This is a genomic window from Legionella tucsonensis (assembly GCF_001468035.1).
GTDB classification, from domain to species: Bacteria; Pseudomonadota; Gammaproteobacteria; order Legionellales; family Legionellaceae; genus Legionella; species Legionella tucsonensis.
In genome coordinates this window covers 97584-114958 of the sequence record NZ_LNZA01000008.1, presented here as the reverse complement: position 1 = coordinate 114958, position 17375 = coordinate 97584, and the positions used below count along the sequence as shown (strand labels likewise).

Here is a 17375-nt window from a genome sequence, read left to right as displayed (position 1 = left end):
AATCCTTATAATATAGTATAATTACTATTTTGTCTTATTGTTCAAAATAATTCAAATTACCAAAATATAAAGCATAACTTCCAAAGAGCGCTGATTTTGTATGCGTGCGGGAATTTTTTCTTGTTTTACTATCTTAAATTGATTTTGTTCTGCTAATTTTTGGATGTAGTCAGGATGATGGCTGAAACGAGCACTTGTTTCAAGCGACCAGAAGGTTGTTACACTGATTTCGGTGGTAAAAATAAAATAACCTCCTCGCTTTAGATGTAGATGAATGTTATGAAATAACGTATCAAGCTCGCCAAAATAAGGGAAAACATCGGCTGCAATGATGAGGTCATATGTTGCTTTATTTTGCACAAGAAATTGACTGATTTCAGCCTCTACTAAGTTATCATAAATTCTCTTTTCTTTGGCTTGGGCCAGCATTTTTCCTGAAATATCTACCCCAGTTAAATGTTTACTTAGTTCACGAAGAACAATACCCGTGAGACCGGTTCCACACCCTAAATCCAAAGTATGAGCATTTGTCGGTAATTCCAATTGGTGGATTACACGCGCGATATGCTGTGGAATAGAGTACTGCAGTGTGCTCTTCATATGTTGATCATAATAAAGTGCATAATTATTAAATAAATTATGAGCGTATTCAGGAGTGGTTGTTGCCTGTTCATCCCCCGTGAGGGCATAGAGCATATGCGCGCTGATTGTATCTTTGGGATTAATTGCCAAAGCCCGTTCTAAGTATTCTTTTGCTTTGTCTCTTTGCTCTAACTTAAGATAAATTGCAGCTAAATTATTTAATGATGAAGTATGAGTGCTCTCAAGCTCAAGGATGTGCTCAAAAAGAATCATGGCTTCATTCAAATGGCCTAAAGCCATTTGTGCTACGCCGGAATTGTATAGATACTCAATATTATCAGGTTCTTTTTGAAGTAATACATCATAATGCATGAGTGCATTCTCAAAACGGTCATGATGCATGAATGTAGCTGCCAAGTTATTACGTGCTTCAATATTTTCATTATCTAAGGCTAATGCCTTGCTGAAATAATCGATTGCCAATTGGTTTTGTTGTCTTTTCAAAGCAATAACGCCCAAATTGGAAAGTGCTTCTATTTGTTTACTGTCTTGCTCCAAAACATTTTGAAATGCTTTTTCTGCTTCAGCAAGCGCGTTTTTTTCCAGATGCAACACACCAAGGTAGAAAAGGGCTTCGGTATGAAATGGATTTAAGGATACTACGTTATTAAATTGGATTTTAGCTGCTTCCAATTGATTATTTTGCAACAATAATAATCCTAAATTAAAATGTGCTGCACTAAAATCAGGTTCAGCATGGACTGCTCGCGTATAATGTAATAGTGCCTGAGCATAATTATTTTGCAATGCATAGACCGTTGCCAGGTTGTTATGAGCCTGGGCATAATTCGGCTGCAATTTAATAGCTTGCTGATAATATTCAATTGCCTTGTTCAGTTGATGTGATTTTTTGTAAGCATTCGCAAGGTTATTCAGCAGACCCGCATTATCAGGGCTTAAGGAGAGTGCTTGTAATAAATAGAGGATTGCATTATCCATGTCACCTAATTGAGCATAAGTGAGTCCTAGAAAATGCAAAGTGTTCAGATGCTTGGGTTCCTGAGACAAGATTTGTTCATAGAGGCTAATGGCTTGTGGCAACTGACCCTCATACTGGAATTTATATGCTTGCGCAAAGAGTGCATTCGTATCCATCATCAATTCTTAATTAGATCGCGCAGTTGCTTTAATGCTTGTGCGCGGTGACTGATATTATTTTTAATTTTAGCAGGTAATTGTGCTACTGTGCATTGAAAGTCAGGGATATAAAATATGGGATCATAACCAAATCCACCTTCGCCAACAGGCATGGTATGAATTATTCCTTTGCATCTGCCTGTTGCAATGACTGGCATAGGATCTTCTGCATGTTGTACCAATGCAATCGCGCAATAAAACCAAACCTCTCGGCGTATTGGGGGTAGATGAGCCATTTTTTCCAATAATAAATGAATGTTTTCTGCATCGGTTGCATTGCTACCCGCATAACGAGCAGAATAAATACCCGGCTCGCCATTTAAAGCAGGAACTACTAAACCTGAATCATCGGCTAAAGCGGGTTTTCCCGCCTGTAAACTGGCGTGGCGTGCTTTGATGAGTGCATTTTCAATAAAACTTAAACCATTTTCTATAGCATCTGAAATTCCTAAATGGGTTTGTGGAATGCACTCGATTGGAGCTAATAAATCACGTAATTCTTTGATTTTACCGGAGTTACTGGTAGCAAGAATAATTTCTTTCATAATTTAGATCACAAAAAGAATCCAGTTTAACGTGATGGATTAAAAATAGAAATTAAATTTTATTGTGCCATGGAGGGTTAAAAGTATTAATAGAGCACAAAGTTTGCTTTTTTTGATCGCTTAAATGTTCAAAAAATAAACTAAATAAATGGCATTATTACAGTACTTGGGCTAAAATATTGTTTTTGGCCGGAGTATGACTATGCCAATTACACATCTTCTATTGGCTCTTTTAGTCGTTGTGATTTGGGGGGTAAATTTTCTTTTTGTTTCCTTCGGACTGGAAGAAATTTCGCCTTTATTACTCTGTGCTTTACGCTTTTTACTGGCAAGTATTCCGGCCATTTTTTTTATTAAAATTCCTCAATCTTCATTCAGAACAATTGTCCTCTATGGTTTTGTAATGTTTGCATTACAATTTGCTTTTCTTTTTATTGGCATGAATATTGGTATGCCCGCTGGAATGGCATCGTTGCTTATGCAAACACAAGTATTTTTCAGTATGTTTTTTGCAGTGATTTTCTTGGGTGAACAGCCTAATACGGGACAGATTCTTGGAGCACTTGTCGCTTTTTCCGGCATTGGTTTGGTTGCTATGCATTTTGATAGTGATATTTCTTTGGTTGGTTTTTTCTTCATTCTTGCTGCTGCAGCAACTTGGGGCCTGGGGAATTTGATCACCAAGAGAATTAAAGGAAGTAATACCAATATGATGGCAATTATTGCATGGGGAAGTTTTGTTGCATGTATTCCTATGTTCCTTCTTTCTTTGATGTTTGAAGGACCTTCGAGTTTTGTATATACCTATGAGCATATAAGTTGGCGTGGAACATTATCGTTGTTTTATATTGTTTTTGCTTCAACTTGGATAGGTTATGGGGTTTGGAACTGGCTCATTGCCCGCTATCCAGTAGGAGTAATAGCACCATTTACTTTATTGGTGCCTATTGTTGCTATTCTGAGCTCTGTTTTAGTTCTGAGGGAACCTTTTCATCTATGGAAGCTTGCTTCCGGATTATTAGTGATAGGTGGTCTGTGTATCAATGTATTGGGTGCTCGTTTCTTTGCAGTGAAAGCGACGCAATCAGAAGCTGTCTAAAATAACGCATAAATAAATACATAAAATCAAATATAGCCTGGGGCATAGCGTTATGTTCCAGGCTACATGTTTACAGTGAAAATGAGATATTATATGTCTTTGCTATAAAGATTGGGTCTTCAATTGTGATTAATTCGAAAACCATAGTGTTGTGTGCAGATGATTTTGGTCTAGATCCTGGAGTTTCGGAGGGGATTTTAAAATTGGCACACATGGGACGTTTGTCCGCCGTAAGTTGTATGGTGAATATGCCCGGCTTTATTCTTTATGCTAAAGAACTATTCCATTTAAAAAAAAGTAAACCAATTAAAATTGGTTTACATTTCAATCTAACAGAAGGTTATTTAGCATCAATTCCAGAAAAATCGTGTTTTACTTTACAGGAATTGCTGATTAAAACGCATATGCGCTCGATAAAACTATCCTTCATTGCAAAAGAATTTTTAGCGCAACTGGACCGATTTACAGAAATCATGCAGCAACTTCCTGACTTTATTGATGGTCACCAGCATGTTCATCAATTTCCTGTAATACGGAACGTTATTTTGGATCTCTATGCACAAAGATTGAAAAGTAATGGAACTTCTATTCGTTCCACTTGGCCTTCTATTGTTTTGCCACAATCTCAGTTTAAAGCGAAAATATTGAGTTTTACAGGAGGTAAGGCTTTATGGAAGCAACTCATTAAATTGGGAATTCCCCACAATTGTTTCTTTTCAGGTATTTATGATTTTGCCCCGGCAACAAATTATAGAGAGTTATTCCGAAAATGGATGAGTTTATCCAGGGAGAATACTCTGATTATGTGTCATCCAGGGGAAAGCCCCAATAGTACAGATCCTATCGCACATGCGCGCCTTAAGGAGCTTCATTATTTTTTAAGTGACGCATTTTTAAAGGATTGCGATGAGTTTCATGTTCACTTAGAGCAGTATAATAATTTATTATAAGACATGTTTAGGTTAAATTTACTCATTTATTTTTTTTATGTATTATCATCAGAGCTTGGATGTAATTGTAATCTGTTTGAATAAAAAGGAAGAAAAGCCTTGAATGACTTTTTTTGGGTCTCTTGTGGTGCAATCATTGGAGCAAATTTGCGTTATCTTGTGAGCCGGTTCTCCGCTAAGTATTTATCGGCAGATATTCCTTTTGGAACATTCATTGTTAATATTACTGGAAGCTTTATTCTGGGTTTTTTTCTTGCCTGGACTTTAGAGCGAGTTGAAGTTGATCCGCGATGGCGCTCGTTTGTTGCGGTTGGGTTTTGTGGGGCTTACACAACGTTTTCAACTTACAGTTACGAAACCTATAAGCTTCTGGAGCAAAGTGATTATGGACTTGCTGCACTAAATTTTATTTGTAATAATCTTTTTTCACTATTAGCAGCTATTGCGGGCATAGTACTCGCTCGGGCAATTTGATATGAATCATGTAAAAGTTTCTATCTATATTAATGAATCGGATAAATGGCAGCATCGTCCCTTGCACATTGAGTTGTTAAGTATGCTTGATAAAAATGAAATTGCAGGAGGTACTGTCTTGCGTGCGGTGGCTGGATTTACATTTAAAAGTCCTGTTGTATCTGCTTCATTGGTAGATATAGGAAGTAAACTTCCTTTAGTTGTGCAATTCATTGATACAGTAGAAAAGATAGATTTTATATTACCTAAAGTGAAGGAAATGGTTGGAAAGCGCCTCATTATTCGCGAGTCTGTAGAAGTGGTTAGTGGGATTTATCCTAACTCTTATTAACATCTATTTTCTAGCATGGCCAAACATTAGAAATATCAATGCAAAAATAAGATGCCCCGCACCTTGAAACTCAACCCGAGTTTAACTGAAACTTTGAAGCGCAAATTTGCAAAATTTTTCTACATGCATGATTTATTTTATGTCACGATTTATTGTAAAAATCTATTTATATACTATAATAATATATAAATAGAGAGATTTTTACCATGAATCATTTGCATTTGGCATCTTTAACATTTCAAGATTTAAGTGAAGACGTTCTAAAACGTAGCACCCAGAATGTGATTGTACTTTTTAAGCATTGGCAATTAAAAAATGAAGAAGAGTGTGAACTTTTAGGTGGGATAAGCCCTGCGCAACTTGCCAAATTTAAAAGAGGAACAGCACACATATCTGGCAGAGACACGATAGAACGGGTAGGTAATCTCTTAGGGATTCATAAAAATCTGAGAATTCTCTACCCATATAATCGGGAAATAGTCTATCAATGGATAAAAGGAAGAAATCAAAAACTCCATAATCTACGTCCATTGGATATTATGTTGGAGCAAGGTTATATTGGAATTGCTCAAATAAGACGACTCACTGATTTTATGCGAGGACAGTAAACGTGTCGTTATTTGATGCTGTCAGAGAATATTCACAAGATATTTTTAGAAATATAAGAGGTATAAAAGTATCCCAGGATTTATTCGATGATCTCAGTGATGATCCTGTAGATTGGGATGCGGCCAATACTATAGAAAGTTATACTCATCCTGTGCTAACCAATCAATCGTTAATTCAACGGGCATTTGATTACAGTAAAAATGATTTTATTGATTATCCATTTGAAAAGATAACGAGCTCGCGTTACAGTGATGGCGTAATTGCTTGCTGGTATGGATCAGAAACGTTGAAAACGACGGTTTATGAAACAAGATATCATTTTATTCAGGAAATCAAAGATTCTTGGGAGATTTTTCAAACCCAAGATACAGTCATTATCGACAGACGAGTTGCGAAAGTTTATTGTCAGGGATTAGGTCTTGATTTGACAGGGAAAAAAGAAGAGTTCCCCTGGCTTGTTGATCCGGATAATTACACTCAATGCCAAGAAACAGGTAGAAGAGTAGCTCACGAAGGACATCCATTATTGATTGTTCCATCTGCCCGTGATCCAGAGGGAATCAATCTCGTAGTTTTTAATCCTGCTTTACTTTCTAATTCCAGGGAGTATTGTAGGTTACAGTATGTCTTTGATGTAAAAAAGAAGAAAATTCAATGTATTAGAGGAGAGGAGGAAATCATACTGGAACAAAATAATGTGGACATCTAAATGTATTGATAAATAAAAGCGAAAATCCTGAATCTTGGTTGAGCGGCCTTATTTGGTGCATCTGGAACGAAAAACTCTCTGAAAAATACTCACATAGCCCACTTATGCTCCGTTTTTTCCAGAGAGCTTTTCATTCAACCTACACTCAAATCACCATTCCCTCATGCAAGGAGAGTTGGTTATTGTTTTAACGACACGCCCAAAATTTTGCTATTACGAAGCTATAAATCGAAACAAATCCCAAAACAATAAATAAAGCAAATAAGTAATTTAGGGTTGTGTAACGTAAAAGCAAGAAATAAAGCATTTCATTAATGATTCCTGCAGAAACTGCTACCAGAAAAAAATGGGGTAAGCTCAAATTTTTTTTATCATGCAGTTGAGAAAAGGTTAAATTTTTGTGCCCTAAAAAGCTGACATTAAAGGCGATCAAAAAGGCAAAAACATTAGCTACGAGTGCTTGGACATGTATAAATTTCACTAAATTGAACACAGTAAAAAGATGAATGAATGCAGCAGTGCCACCAATACCCGTAAAATAAATCAGTCTATGCCTTAATTTAAGTTGTGCTGTCATCAAAACTGGCTTCCTCATCAATAACATAATGAGGCCTGTGTTTCACCTCATCAAAGACCCGGCCTATATATTCACCGACTACGCCCAAGGCAAAGAGTTGCAAACCGCCAAAAAAGGTAATCGTGGTGACTATGGTTGCCCAACCGGGTGTTTCTATGCCGAAAATCAAGGTGCTTATTATAATCCAAATACCGTAAAGAATTGCCAGGGTTGCAACACCAATTCCACCAATAGCAATCATACGTAGGGGAAATGCAGTAAATGATGTAATCCCGGTGATTGCCAAATCCAAAAGTGAGTAAAAATTCCATTGTGAAGCGCCTGTTTTGCGAGGTTGGACTTCAAAAGGAACAGCAATTTGTTTAAAGCCAACCCAGCTATATAAACCCTTCATAAAACGATTTCTTTCGGGCAATTTTTGGAGTGCTTTCACAATCTTGCGATCTAAAAGTCTAAAATCGCCAGCATTTGCGGGAATATTAATGCGATTTATTCGTGAAGTAAGTTGATAAAATGCTTTGGCACAAGTTCTTTTTAACCAGGATTCATCCGAACGGTTTTGTCGAACTGCATAAACCATATCATATCCTTCTTCCCATTTGACAATAAACTGGTTCAAGAGTTCTAGTGGATGTTGGAAGTCGGCATCCAACAGAATCACTGCATCACCTTGGGCATAGTCAAGCCCAGCGCTTATAGCATTTTCCTTGCCAAAGTTTCGACTAAAACAAATACAGCGAAGGGCAAATTGAGTTCTTAATTGCTGAATAATTACCGGAGTATTATCCTGGCTGCCATCATCTACAATCAGTATTTCATAGGCATAGCCAAGTTTTTTTATTGCATCAATCAATGCGGTAATAAATTCGGCAATTCCTGCTTCTTCATTGTAAACCGGGACAATGTAGGAAACGCGTTTTGTATGATTTACTGGTTTTTGGGACATATCTAGGTTTAATAGTTTTGTATATGGCATGTAAATAAATGCTTATATATTAACTTGAATCGAGAATTCCCGTAAGTAGATTTAATTTTTTTTCTTTTTAGAGAATTAAACGGATATTATGTATCCTATTTTTGCTTTCAGCTCTATGGATAAAGCATGAAGTATATTGATCTTGCAGTATTGTGGAAAAATCAGAAGGGATTGATTTTCCTGGATAAAAAAATTGCTAAATTTTTATTTAAGCAAAAAGAGGGTGTTAATTTCTTATCCCCATTGTGTGGTGGTTTGGCTTCAGGGAAATCATCAAAACTAAGTATCTTTAACAATTCTCCCCAATTTACCTTTAGTCATCAATTAGTCCTATCAGGTAAAAATCAGTGGCATATTATTGATAATGCGCACAAAGGAAAGGGTGGTTTTGGTTCGGTTAACGAATCAAAATATAAAATAGTCGTCACTCATGATGCAAAAAATAAGCATTATCAAGCCCAACTAATCCCTGTGAACGATGTAGTCAAAATACAAAAACCTTCTGGGGATACGCCATATCCTGAATTATTGAAGCGAACAGCAAAGGAGGGATTAAGACAAAAAAAAACATGGAGTAAATGTTGTTGGCGTAGTTGGAACAGGAGATAGAGTAATTACCATCCTTGAAGATTGTGGTACCAGTCTTGATAAGCTATTACCTTTTACACCCAGCTCCAATTATTCGTTTCAGTTCCGCTTGGAAGTCGCAGCGCGTATAGCGAGCGAGATGCTTTTGTTACAACAAAAAGGGGTTGTGCATCGTGATCTTAAGCCTGCAAATATTTGTTATAAAAAGTTGAGTAATGGACAATTTCTTATAATTTTTATTGATTTTGGTTTGGCTGAAGATGTTGATTCAAAAAATAATCTAAAATCTTCAGGAACACTGGCTTATATGGCTCCAGAAGTAATTTTGGGGCAAGGTAGCACTTATCAATCAGATATGTATGCATTAGCGGCGATATTGGGAGAAATCTTTGGTGCAAGGGATCTTCTAAAATATAAGGAATTAGCAGTAAATCTAGCTGAGTTAGCTCAGGCTCCTTATTGTTTTGATGGTTTATTTACAGGTTATGACGTATCTGAAATCGATCCTTATCTTTTAGAAGATATAAAGACTCTGCTTAATAGTTTACAAAGTAGAAACCCTGAAAAACGTCCAACGATTGATCAAATCAGTAAGTTTCTTATAACTTTCCCCTCCAGGATGGATGCATATAAGAATTTTAATGAGCAATGGGCAGTTATGACCAAGAATTTTGCAGAATTTGAAGCCTATCACCAACAAATGAAATTATTAAAGTCAAAACATGATTTATTACCATTTAGAAACAAACTATTACATGTTCCTAATCCAGTAAGCCATGTATTTAATGGAAGGATGCTTCATAAAAGAGAGGAAATTTATAAAGAAATTTCAACATGTGCTTTACCTTTATCTCATTACGAATTATCAAAAAAATTGATCGCAGAAAATCGTAGAGCAGATTTTGAAAATGAAGATAACCCTTATCCTAATTTGGAAAAAATAATTCAAATGTTAGAGCAGGAAAATGTGAAATTTAAAAACTCAATGCACAGTTTTAACGAATGCATCAATGTGATTATGGATGGCAAACAGTTGACAAGAAAATTTATTACTACGAACAGCACGGGGATGAGAAAAATTGCCGGTATTTTAAGTTCTAGATTATCTCCTTTAGAACAGTTAGAAAAATTACAGCAAATTGGCCAATCAAAGACAACAGCAGGATTTTTTTACTTTTTCAGTCATTCCAAGTTTTTTGGTAAAGGTCGACATGAGAATATGGAGAAACTTTATCAGAAACTCGCTCGGATTGATCCTCAAAAAGAGCAAACGGAATATTTGGCAAAAACTCAATTGGACGAGATCACCCAATTTATTCAGAACACAACGACGTTTACGCATTGACATCATTTCTCTTTCTTGGCCTCAATTCTTAAGGCGAGTTGAGGTTAGGTATAGCATAGCGAGACCCAGGTTTCGCAGCACTAGACTGAATTATTTATATCCATAAGGGTTTCGCTTTTCGCCGTTCGCCCTTTTTTCAAAATGTTGGTAGTCTTGAATATCATACCAATTTCCAGCCCAATCCCATCCATGTTTTTCAAATTCTTGATAGACAAGATCATCTTTAATAATTTTTCCAGGCGCAGGTGTATTGCGATCCACATAAAGAATACCTTTCGAGGGAAGTATCGTTTTACCATTGACGTAGGGATTAATCAGAGGGTTAATATCAATTGCACGTCCATAACTGTGTTGTGAATATTCTCCAGGGCGATTGGTGACGGGCCGACAATTAAATGATGAGGTGTTATTTGCTCTCATTGAGGCATTATCATCCCCTTGATACGTGTCCATAAGCTCCATACTTTCGATTGGAAATTTATATTGAAAAAGAACCTTAAAAATAGCCACTACTTCTTCGGCAAGTTCTTTGTTTACAATTAAAGTTCCAATATGAGTTTTTTCATCAAAGCCCCAATATGAAAGGCGAATGTATGCTAAATCCTTTATGCTCACTGGACAGCCTTTGCGCCAGGTGAATCGATGCATTTGGTTCTGAATTTTTGGGGGGATGGGATGAATGTTGCTGTGGAACATTGGACTTTTCCCTGTTTTAGCAAAAATAAGTGATGAAAATAACAGTGATGAAAGTAATATGGAATATAAGATTTTCATTTTTTTCTCAAATCGCTTTTTGAGGGAGCTATGTTTGGATGTGCGAGATAATTATCATGATCCAAACTACAAGTGCATTAATAATCGTAATAAAAACTGCAGCTGAGCCGAGATCTTTTGCTTTTTTAGTTAAAGGATTCCAGTCGCGACTCATTCGATTCAAAGTGGTTTCGATTGCTGAATTCAATAATTCAGCAATTAAGACTATGAATAATGTGCTAATTAATAAAGCGCGCTCAACATGAGTTGTCCCTATAAAAAAAGCAAGAGGCAGTGCAATGATGCCAGCCAATAATTCAAGACGAAAGGCGAATTCGTCTTGAAAAGCGGCTTTTAATCCATAAAAAGAATAGCGTGTGGCTTCTTTTAATTTCAGAACTGCTTTAACTATAAGTTTTGGCATTCGAGTAGTCCTACTAAATAACGTGAGTCGACATAAAAGACAGGAAATGTCTTTTATGTCGCTAAACGAAGGTTATCCCGTAAAATGCGCAGCATTTATACGGGATCCAGTACTAAACAGGAATCATGCGATATAAAATTTTTTATATCGAACTCACATTAAATAGACTCTAGTTTGTCTGAGATTGCTGTACTTTTCAAATAGATATTCCATAATAAATCGCACAAGAAAGTACTGATATCAGTTCTCTATGAGATTCAGCGTAATTATCTTAGACTTAGGAGTGGGGTATGGAGGAACGTTTTTACACAAGTTTAGTCGACTTACTGGAAAAAAAAGCAGAGAAAAATCCGGATTTCCCACTCTATACGTTCATAAACAAAAAAATACAGGAGAGTAAAAGCCTAACTTATCGTGAGTTGGCAAACCAGGCAAAGAAAATAGCAAGTGTTCTTTGCGAGGTAACACACCCTGGTGATCGGGTATTAATTATTTATCCTCCTGGTCTTGATTTTATTGCAGCTTTTTTTGGTTGCTTGTATGCAGGGGTTATTGCCGTACCTTCATATTCTCCTACTACTACAGATTGGGCCAAAAAATTCCGACATATTATTCAAAATTCAGATGCACGTGTTGTTTTGACCACAAAAGAGCTTCAGCAACAAATCAAAAAATATAAAGATTATGAGAAATTAAGATGTGTCATCACGGAAGATTGGGTCAATGCAGTTGAGACATGGAGCCACCCTTCTCTTAAGGAAGATCATATCGCTTTTTTACAATACACCTCCGGTTCAACTGGAAAACCCAAAGGAGTGATGATCAGTCATGGTAATTTGCTGCATAATTTATTTGTAATAGATAAAGCAAACAGCCTTACTGAAGAAGATATTAGTGTTTCTTGGCTACCTCATTATCATGATATGGGACTTATTGGGGGGATATTACAACCTGTTTTCAGTTCGATTCCTGTAAAGCTAATGTCGTCATTAACTTTTTTGCAACGCCCAGCAATTTGGTTGGAAACGATGTCCCACTATCGAGCTACAGTAACGGTTGCTCCTAATTTTGCTTATGATTTATGTGTAAGTAAAGTTACTGAGGAAGAAAAAAGTCGATTGAATTTAAGCAGCTTGCAATGCGCAATGAGTGGATCAGAACCTATTCGCAAGGCGACCATCGAACGTTTTCTTCAACGTTTTGCAAGTTGCGGTTTTTCGCCTGAGGCATTTTATCCTTGTTATGGGCTTGCTGAATCGACATTGATGGTTACAGGAGGACGTCGCAAACAAGGAATAAACAGCCAATGGGTAGAGAAGAAAACACTCAATCAGAACAAAGTACTTTCTTGTGATGAAACTCACCCTGATGCCCGCAGTTTGATTAATTGTGGACAGCCCATTGATAGTTGTTATCTTGCCATCGTGAATCCTGAGACTTTGCAGGAGTGTCCAGAACGAGTTGTTGGAGAAATATGGGTAGCAGGTAAAAGCGTTGCCCAGGGGTATTGGCAATTGCCTGAGGAAACAAAACATTATTTCGATGAACGTATCGCTAATAAAGAATATTCTTTTTTACGCACAGGGGATATGGGTTATCTGGATCAAGGAGCACTTTATGTAACAGGGCGTCTCAAAGATTTGATTATTATTCGTGGATGTAATTATTACCCACACGATTTGGAAGATACCATCCATACCTGTCATCCCTATCTGCGTGAGCAGGGTTGTGCCATTTTTTCAGTAGAAGAAAATGACTCGGAATTATTAGTTATTGTGCAAGAAATTAAAAAGAAAGTTCAGGCGCTAAACTCAGAAGAAATCATCAGAGCCATACGGAGTAATCTGCTGCAAATGCATGGGATTGATGCAGATGTTGTGGTTCTTGTTGTTCATAAATCAGTTCCCAAAACAACCAGCGGGAAAACGCAGCGTTTATTATGTAAGAAAAAATATCTGGAAGGGAGTTTAGATATTATCTATATTGATAAGCTCGCAAAGAATGAAGCAGAGAACCCCGTAAAGACAATGAACTCGCGACCTGCAGACATTGCTCAGATGCTCAAACCAATTTTTAATGAAGAGATTACAGTTTTAGATAAAGAAAAAAAGCTAAGCGAATTGGGGTTAAATTCAGTGAAACTGGGGGAGTTACACTATGTCCTCTCAACCCGCTCTGCTAAAGACATATCCATTGAATTCCTGCTCAGGGATCCTAGCTTAAGCGAAATTATGGATTTAATCACCGGAAAAACAGGGCAACAAAAACTGCTTGATCATACCCCGATTGATCTGGTTGCTGAGTTTAATCAATATAAAAACATGACACCTTATATTACCTCTCAGCCCAAGGCTATGCCAGAACATGTATTATTAACAGGGGCTACAGGTTTTTTAGGAGCTTATTTGCTGCGGGAGCTTTTAACCAATACGAGCTGGCATATTACCTGTCTTGTTCAGGCCCGTTCATCTGTTGCAGGAATAAGCAGAGTGATTAAAAACATGGAAAATTATGGTGTTTGGAGTCCTGCTTATCATGATCGAATTAAAATTGTTTTAGGTAACTTGGAAAAAAGCAACTTGGGCCTTGCTAAGCAAGATTGGTACTATTTGGCAGATACTGTCGATCTTATTTTTCATGGCGCTGCAGTACTTAATTTTATTTATCCTTATCAAAAACTGGCAGCAAGCAATGTGTTTGGTACGAAACAACTCATCGAGTTAGCTGGATACAGGCGGCTGAAAGCGCTGCATTATATTTCAACAGTAGGCTATTTTATGTCTGCTGATTTGGCAGATGATGCAGTAATCAGTGAGAAAACTGAACTTGCACCAGAAGATGGGATTTACGGTGGCTATAATCAAACAAAGTGGTTGGCTGAACGATTAGTATTTCATGCCCGTAACTATAATATTCCAACAGTGATTTACAGACCGAGCTTGATTACAGGGGAAAGTCAAACTGGATACTGGAACCAGGAAGACGTGGTATGTCGTATCCTCAAAGGATGTGTTGAACTAGGGGCTCGACCTTTATTGGATGTGGGTTTTAATTTTGTTCCAGTGGATTACGTTGCTAAAGCAATTGCTCGATTTGCTTTGGAAAGACCTTATCAGTCTGATACATATCATTTAATAAATCCGCAGGAAGTCGATATCGAGCAATTGTTTGGATATGTTAAAGCTAAAGGTTTTAAAGTAGATGATGTAACCTATCCTGATTGGGAAAAAATGATTAAGGAGAAAAGTCAATTTGATCTGAATCACCCATTTTCTCCATTACGGCCTTTCTTTACAGAGAAAGTATTACATAAAGACAGTTCATTATTTGATTTATATCTTCATAACAATAAGGCGCAAATTGATTGTACCTATACAAAAACTCAGTTAGGAAATCATGAAATTTATTGTGAAAAAATAGATGAAACAGTATTCAATAAATACCTTAATTATTTGATTCAATGTGGCTATTTAACCCATGCCACGGAAGAGGCAACGAGTTAAAAAGTTCACTGCAGGCTTAAGCAGAGGTTGAGTAAAAATGATGAATAAGTTCATGTGCTATATTTTTACAGGAGAGTGTTGATTAGGAAAAAATATGTCACGTATTCAATACATTACATCATTGCCTAATGATAAAGGGGTTGATGTGTGTGAACTTGTAAAAGAACGTCACTTTGGTTTGTATGAAACCATGGGCGCGCGTCCAAGCCAAGAGGATGCGGCCTATGCATGTTGGTACGCCCGTGATCATTTTAAATACCTCACCCCCCAAGAGATTGGTCGTCGGTTGTGGACGAGTTATCATCTGGTTAATATTTTAGGGCGTAATGTGATGTATGGGGGTACTACCGCATCAACGACTGTATATGACGGCCATGGAGCTTTAATCACCGCAACTTTAGCAGACTCCATCTCTTTTGCAGTGATTTTCGACAAGCAGGGGGAGGTAGTGGGAGTAATGCGTTTAAATAATATTATCCATCATCCCAATGTTGAGCTAGAACGTATTCAAAGAGCAGGAGGAGCAGTCTTTTTCGATCGCATCAATGGTCAGTTGGCTGTATCCCGAGCCATAGGGGATTTTGATTATAATGCCGAGGTAGTTTGTGCTGATGCAAGTATTGACATCAATTACCTCGAAGCAATCTATCAACATATAGTTATCGCCAAAGAAAATGTGGGAAAAGTGCAATTGATTACGACATGTGATGGTTTTACCGAGCCTTTAGCGTCCCAGATTAAAAAAGAGCATGAACAATGGCTGTTAAATTGTTTGAAGGAAATACCATCAGCAAGAACGCTGGAGGAACAGCTCTTAGCAAAAATGCTTGCCAATAAAGCGCTTGAATGGGGCTCACGAGACAATATTTCAATTGCCGTACAAACACTTTCTCTGTCCTGTCCTTTTTTGATGGGAATTTATGATGGTCATGGAGGAAAAGGTGCTGCACGTTACACTGCGGAGAATATTGGCGCTATTTTTGACTATCAGTGTTCTTTAACTCAAGAAGCCTACGCACAGCAACTGTTGAGCGCAGATAAAAAGTTCACAATATATTATCGCGATAATAAAGATCGGGAATGGTATGAACCTTTAGCAGATGCCGCTAAAAAAGAAAGAGAGTCTGAGCTCTCCAAATCTGGAGGTGTGCGAGCGCAAATGCAATTATTGATGGAGCACACTGAAGCATATCTCATCTCAGCTAAAGAAAAAGAAGCGGATAAGGAAGCTGCAATTTTGGAAGCTGCTGTGCAAAATTTTTATGGTGTGATGAATGAACTCTGCCACAACTATACTGATTTAACACTAAGTAAAGAAGAGTTTGGTGAGTGTGTAAACTACATTTTCAGCTACGATACAACGTATCAATTTACGCCTGAGCGGTATTCATTTTTGTCATTAAATTTTAAAGAATGTAAGGAACATGCAGAAATAATTAAAAAGAATGATTCGTTAAGACAAATGATAATGGATTTAACCCGTGTAGTGGACTCGGTAGCATTAGCCGAATAGTTCTGTTTCAATACGTACATTTTTGGGGTATGAAATTTAAATAACAATAAAACTTAACTTTTTGATCCAATTAACAAATAATAAAGAAATCGAATTAAAAGGAAATTGTAAATGCAATCTCAAATGGATAAACCTCATATTCAATTAGCCATTATGTCACGCTGGTATGTCGCTTCACGCGCATTACATGCTGTAGCTAAATTAGGTGTGGCAAATCATCTGTCTTCTGGACCTAAAAGGATTGATGAATTGGCCAAGGCTACAGAAACTAAGCCAGAGTTGCTTGATAGAGTATTAAAGTTTCTAAGTAGTTATGATTTATTTAATTATGATAATGGTTTTTATTCGTTGACTGAATTATCCAAACCGTTGTGTGACGATGACCTTCATTCCATGCGCGATGTATTGTGCATGGTTGATGATACCTGGTGGCAAGCTTTTTCTCAGTTGGATGTGAGTCTTAGTACTGGAAAGCCGGCATTTGAAATACAACATGGAGATGATTTTTTTAGTTTTCTTAGTAAAAATGTAGAGAAACAGCAGAATTTTGATAGAGGAATGGCCAAACTGTCTTCTTATGATGAGGCGGCGATTACCAATGCATTCAACTTCTCTGTATTCTCCAGCTTAGTAGATATGGGTGGGGGACGCGGAGGACTGGTGAATGCAATCACCAACCAATACCCCGCATTAAAGGCCATTCTTTTTGATACCCCGGCAGTTATATGTCAACTGGATCCTAATAAGTTCTCCAATAAAGTCACTCTTCAAGAAGGAGATTTTTTTGCGACGATCCCATCAGCAGATGCCTATATTTTTAAAGGAGTTTTGCACGATTTTAATGATGAAATGATGCATAAAATATTAAACAACTGTGCACATCAAATGTCCAAAAATGCCACCTTATTTATTGTTGAGCAAGTGATGCCAGATGATGACAAACCACATCCAAATAAAACGATGGATATTGTGATGATGGTCTTATTAGGTGGCAGACAACGCACCTTATCCGAATGGCAAAAATCAATTGAACCTGCGGGATTTACTTTTAAAAACAGCTACCCAACGAATAGCTTATTTACTTTAATGGAATTTAAACCTAAGAAGTAAGTTGGGTAAAGGCAGCGAAACTCCATTTATGAGAGGTAGGTATCCTATTTAGAAGATGAGATTTTTTGCGAATACGCTATTCCTATAGCA

17 protein-coding genes are annotated in these 17375 nt (G+C 37.1%); 11 read left to right on the top strand and 6 right to left on the bottom strand.

Features of this window, described 5'->3' with window-relative positions:
• Positions 1-51 precede the first annotated feature (51 nt).
• On the bottom strand, positions 52-1737 hold the full coding sequence (locus Ltuc_RS13280) for a tetratricopeptide repeat protein (RefSeq protein ID WP_058521843.1): 1686 nt from the start codon (positions 1735-1737) through the stop codon (positions 52-54).
• Positions 1738-1739: 2 nt separating this feature from the next.
• On the bottom strand, positions 1740-2324 hold the full coding sequence (gene rdgB / locus Ltuc_RS13275; RefSeq protein WP_058521842.1) for an RdgB/HAM1 family non-canonical purine NTP pyrophosphatase: 585 nt from the start codon (positions 2322-2324) through the stop codon (positions 1740-1742).
• Between the two features lie 202 nt (positions 2325-2526).
• On the opposite strand from rdgB, the gene Ltuc_RS13270 reads away from it, so the two are divergent.
• From Ltuc_RS13270 to Ltuc_RS13245, 6 genes are all read left to right on the top strand, one after another.
• Positions 2527-3423 carry an EamA family transporter gene (locus Ltuc_RS13270; protein WP_058521841.1) on the top strand — a complete coding sequence of 299 codons (897 nt, stop codon included), beginning with the start codon at positions 2527-2529 and terminating at the stop codon, positions 3421-3423.
• Between the two features lie 125 nt (positions 3424-3548).
• Positions 3549-4373: a ChbG/HpnK family deacetylase gene (locus Ltuc_RS13265; protein WP_058521840.1), complete on the top strand. Its 825-nt coding sequence runs from the start codon at positions 3549-3551 to the stop codon at positions 4371-4373.
• A 99-nt stretch (positions 4374-4472) separates the two neighbouring features.
• Positions 4473-4847 carry a fluoride efflux transporter CrcB gene (gene crcB, locus Ltuc_RS13260; RefSeq protein ID WP_058521839.1) on the top strand — a complete coding sequence of 125 codons (375 nt, stop codon included), beginning with the start codon at positions 4473-4475 and terminating at the stop codon, positions 4845-4847.
• 1 nt (position 4848) lies between these two features.
• Positions 4849-5178 (top strand): DUF190 domain-containing protein, encoded by a 330-nt coding sequence (locus Ltuc_RS13255; RefSeq protein ID WP_058521838.1) that lies wholly within the window; start codon positions 4849-4851, stop codon positions 5176-5178.
• Between the two features lie 206 nt (positions 5179-5384).
• Positions 5385-5786, top strand: a complete 402-nt coding sequence (locus Ltuc_RS13250) for a hypothetical protein (protein ID WP_058521837.1) — start codon at positions 5385-5387, stop codon at positions 5784-5786.
• Between the two features lie 2 nt (positions 5787-5788).
• Positions 5789-6496, top strand: coding sequence for an RES family NAD+ phosphorylase (locus tag Ltuc_RS13245; RefSeq protein ID WP_058521836.1), 708 nt, complete (start codon positions 5789-5791; stop codon positions 6494-6496).
• A 187-nt stretch (positions 6497-6683) separates the two neighbouring features.
• On the opposite strand, the gene Ltuc_RS13240 is transcribed toward Ltuc_RS13245, so the two are convergent.
• Positions 6684-7073, bottom strand: coding sequence for a GtrA family protein (locus Ltuc_RS13240; protein WP_058521835.1), 390 nt, complete (start codon positions 7071-7073; stop codon positions 6684-6686).
• Positions 7057-8019 (bottom strand): glycosyltransferase family 2 protein, encoded by a 963-nt coding sequence (locus tag Ltuc_RS13235; protein WP_083498115.1) that lies wholly within the window; start codon positions 8017-8019, stop codon positions 7057-7059. The genes Ltuc_RS13240 and Ltuc_RS13235 overlap by 17 nt, the downstream gene beginning before the upstream one ends.
• Positions 8020-8175: 156 nt before the next feature.
• Here Ltuc_RS13235 and Ltuc_RS15735 point away from each other — a divergent pair, with 156 nt between their 5' ends.
• Positions 8176-8658: a hypothetical protein gene (locus Ltuc_RS15735; protein WP_238584155.1), complete on the top strand. Its 483-nt coding sequence runs from the start codon at positions 8176-8178 to the stop codon at positions 8656-8658.
• Between the two features lie 4 nt (positions 8659-8662).
• Positions 8663-9982: a protein kinase domain-containing protein gene (locus tag Ltuc_RS13230; protein ID WP_338011342.1), complete on the top strand. Its 1320-nt coding sequence runs from the start codon at positions 8663-8665 to the stop codon at positions 9980-9982.
• 90 nt (positions 9983-10072) lie between these two features.
• Here Ltuc_RS13230 and Ltuc_RS13225 read toward each other — a convergent pair whose 3' ends face one another.
• Positions 10073-10756 (bottom strand): M15 family metallopeptidase, encoded by a 684-nt coding sequence (locus Ltuc_RS13225; protein ID WP_058521833.1) that lies wholly within the window; start codon positions 10754-10756, stop codon positions 10073-10075.
• Positions 10757-10784: 28 nt separating this feature from the next.
• Positions 10785-11159 (bottom strand): diacylglycerol kinase, encoded by a 375-nt coding sequence (locus Ltuc_RS13220; protein ID WP_058521832.1) that lies wholly within the window; start codon positions 11157-11159, stop codon positions 10785-10787.
• 290 nt (positions 11160-11449) lie between these two features.
• Here Ltuc_RS13220 and Ltuc_RS13215 point away from each other — a divergent pair, with 290 nt between their 5' ends.
• The 3 genes from Ltuc_RS13215 to Ltuc_RS13205 all read left to right on the top strand — a co-directional run bounded on the left by Ltuc_RS13215 (position 11450) and on the right by Ltuc_RS13205 (position 17285).
• On the top strand, positions 11450-14662 hold the full coding sequence (locus Ltuc_RS13215; protein ID WP_058521831.1) for a thioester reductase domain-containing protein: 3213 nt from the start codon (positions 11450-11452) through the stop codon (positions 14660-14662).
• Positions 14663-14756: 94 nt separating this feature from the next.
• A complete protein-coding gene (locus Ltuc_RS13210; RefSeq protein WP_083498112.1) occupies positions 14757-16175 on the top strand; it encodes a PP2C family serine/threonine-protein phosphatase in 1419 nt (472 codons plus the stop codon).
• Positions 16176-16286: 111 nt separating this feature from the next.
• Complete coding sequence (locus tag Ltuc_RS13205) at positions 16287-17285, top strand: methyltransferase (protein WP_058521830.1); 999 nt, start codon at positions 16287-16289, stop codon at positions 17283-17285.
• Positions 17286-17375: the final 90 nt, after the last annotated feature.

Coding starts and splice junctions, on each gene's coding strand:
- Ltuc_RS13210 (WP_083498112.1), top strand. CDS start 14,757: ATGTCACGTATTCAATACATTACATCATTGCCTAATGATAAAGGGGTT.
- Ltuc_RS13220 (WP_058521832.1), bottom strand. CDS start 11,159: ATGCCAAAACTTATAGTTAAAGCAGTTCTGAAATTAAAAGAAGCCACA.
- Ltuc_RS13240 (WP_058521835.1), bottom strand. CDS start 7,073: ATGACAGCACAACTTAAATTAAGGCATAGACTGATTTATTTTACGGGT.
- Ltuc_RS13235 (WP_083498115.1), bottom strand. CDS start 8,019: ATGTCCCAAAAACCAGTAAATCATACAAAACGCGTTTCCTACATTGTC.
- Ltuc_RS13215 (WP_058521831.1), top strand. CDS start 11,450: ATGGAGGAACGTTTTTACACAAGTTTAGTCGACTTACTGGAAAAAAAA.
- Ltuc_RS13205 (WP_058521830.1), top strand. CDS start 16,287: ATGCAATCTCAAATGGATAAACCTCATATTCAATTAGCCATTATGTCA.
- Ltuc_RS13250 (WP_058521837.1), top strand. CDS start 5,385: ATGAATCATTTGCATTTGGCATCTTTAACATTTCAAGATTTAAGTGAA.
- Ltuc_RS13225 (WP_058521833.1), bottom strand. CDS start 10,756: ATGAAAATCTTATATTCCATATTACTTTCATCACTGTTATTTTCATCA.
- Ltuc_RS13270 (WP_058521841.1), top strand. CDS start 2,527: ATGCCAATTACACATCTTCTATTGGCTCTTTTAGTCGTTGTGATTTGG.
- rdgB (WP_058521842.1), bottom strand. CDS start 2,324: ATGAAAGAAATTATTCTTGCTACCAGTAACTCCGGTAAAATCAAAGAA.
- Ltuc_RS13280 (WP_058521843.1), bottom strand. CDS start 1,737: ATGGATACGAATGCACTCTTTGCGCAAGCATATAAATTCCAGTATGAG.
- Ltuc_RS15735 (WP_238584155.1), top strand. CDS start 8,176: ATGAAGTATATTGATCTTGCAGTATTGTGGAAAAATCAGAAGGGATTG.
- Ltuc_RS13255 (WP_058521838.1), top strand. CDS start 4,849: ATGAATCATGTAAAAGTTTCTATCTATATTAATGAATCGGATAAATGG.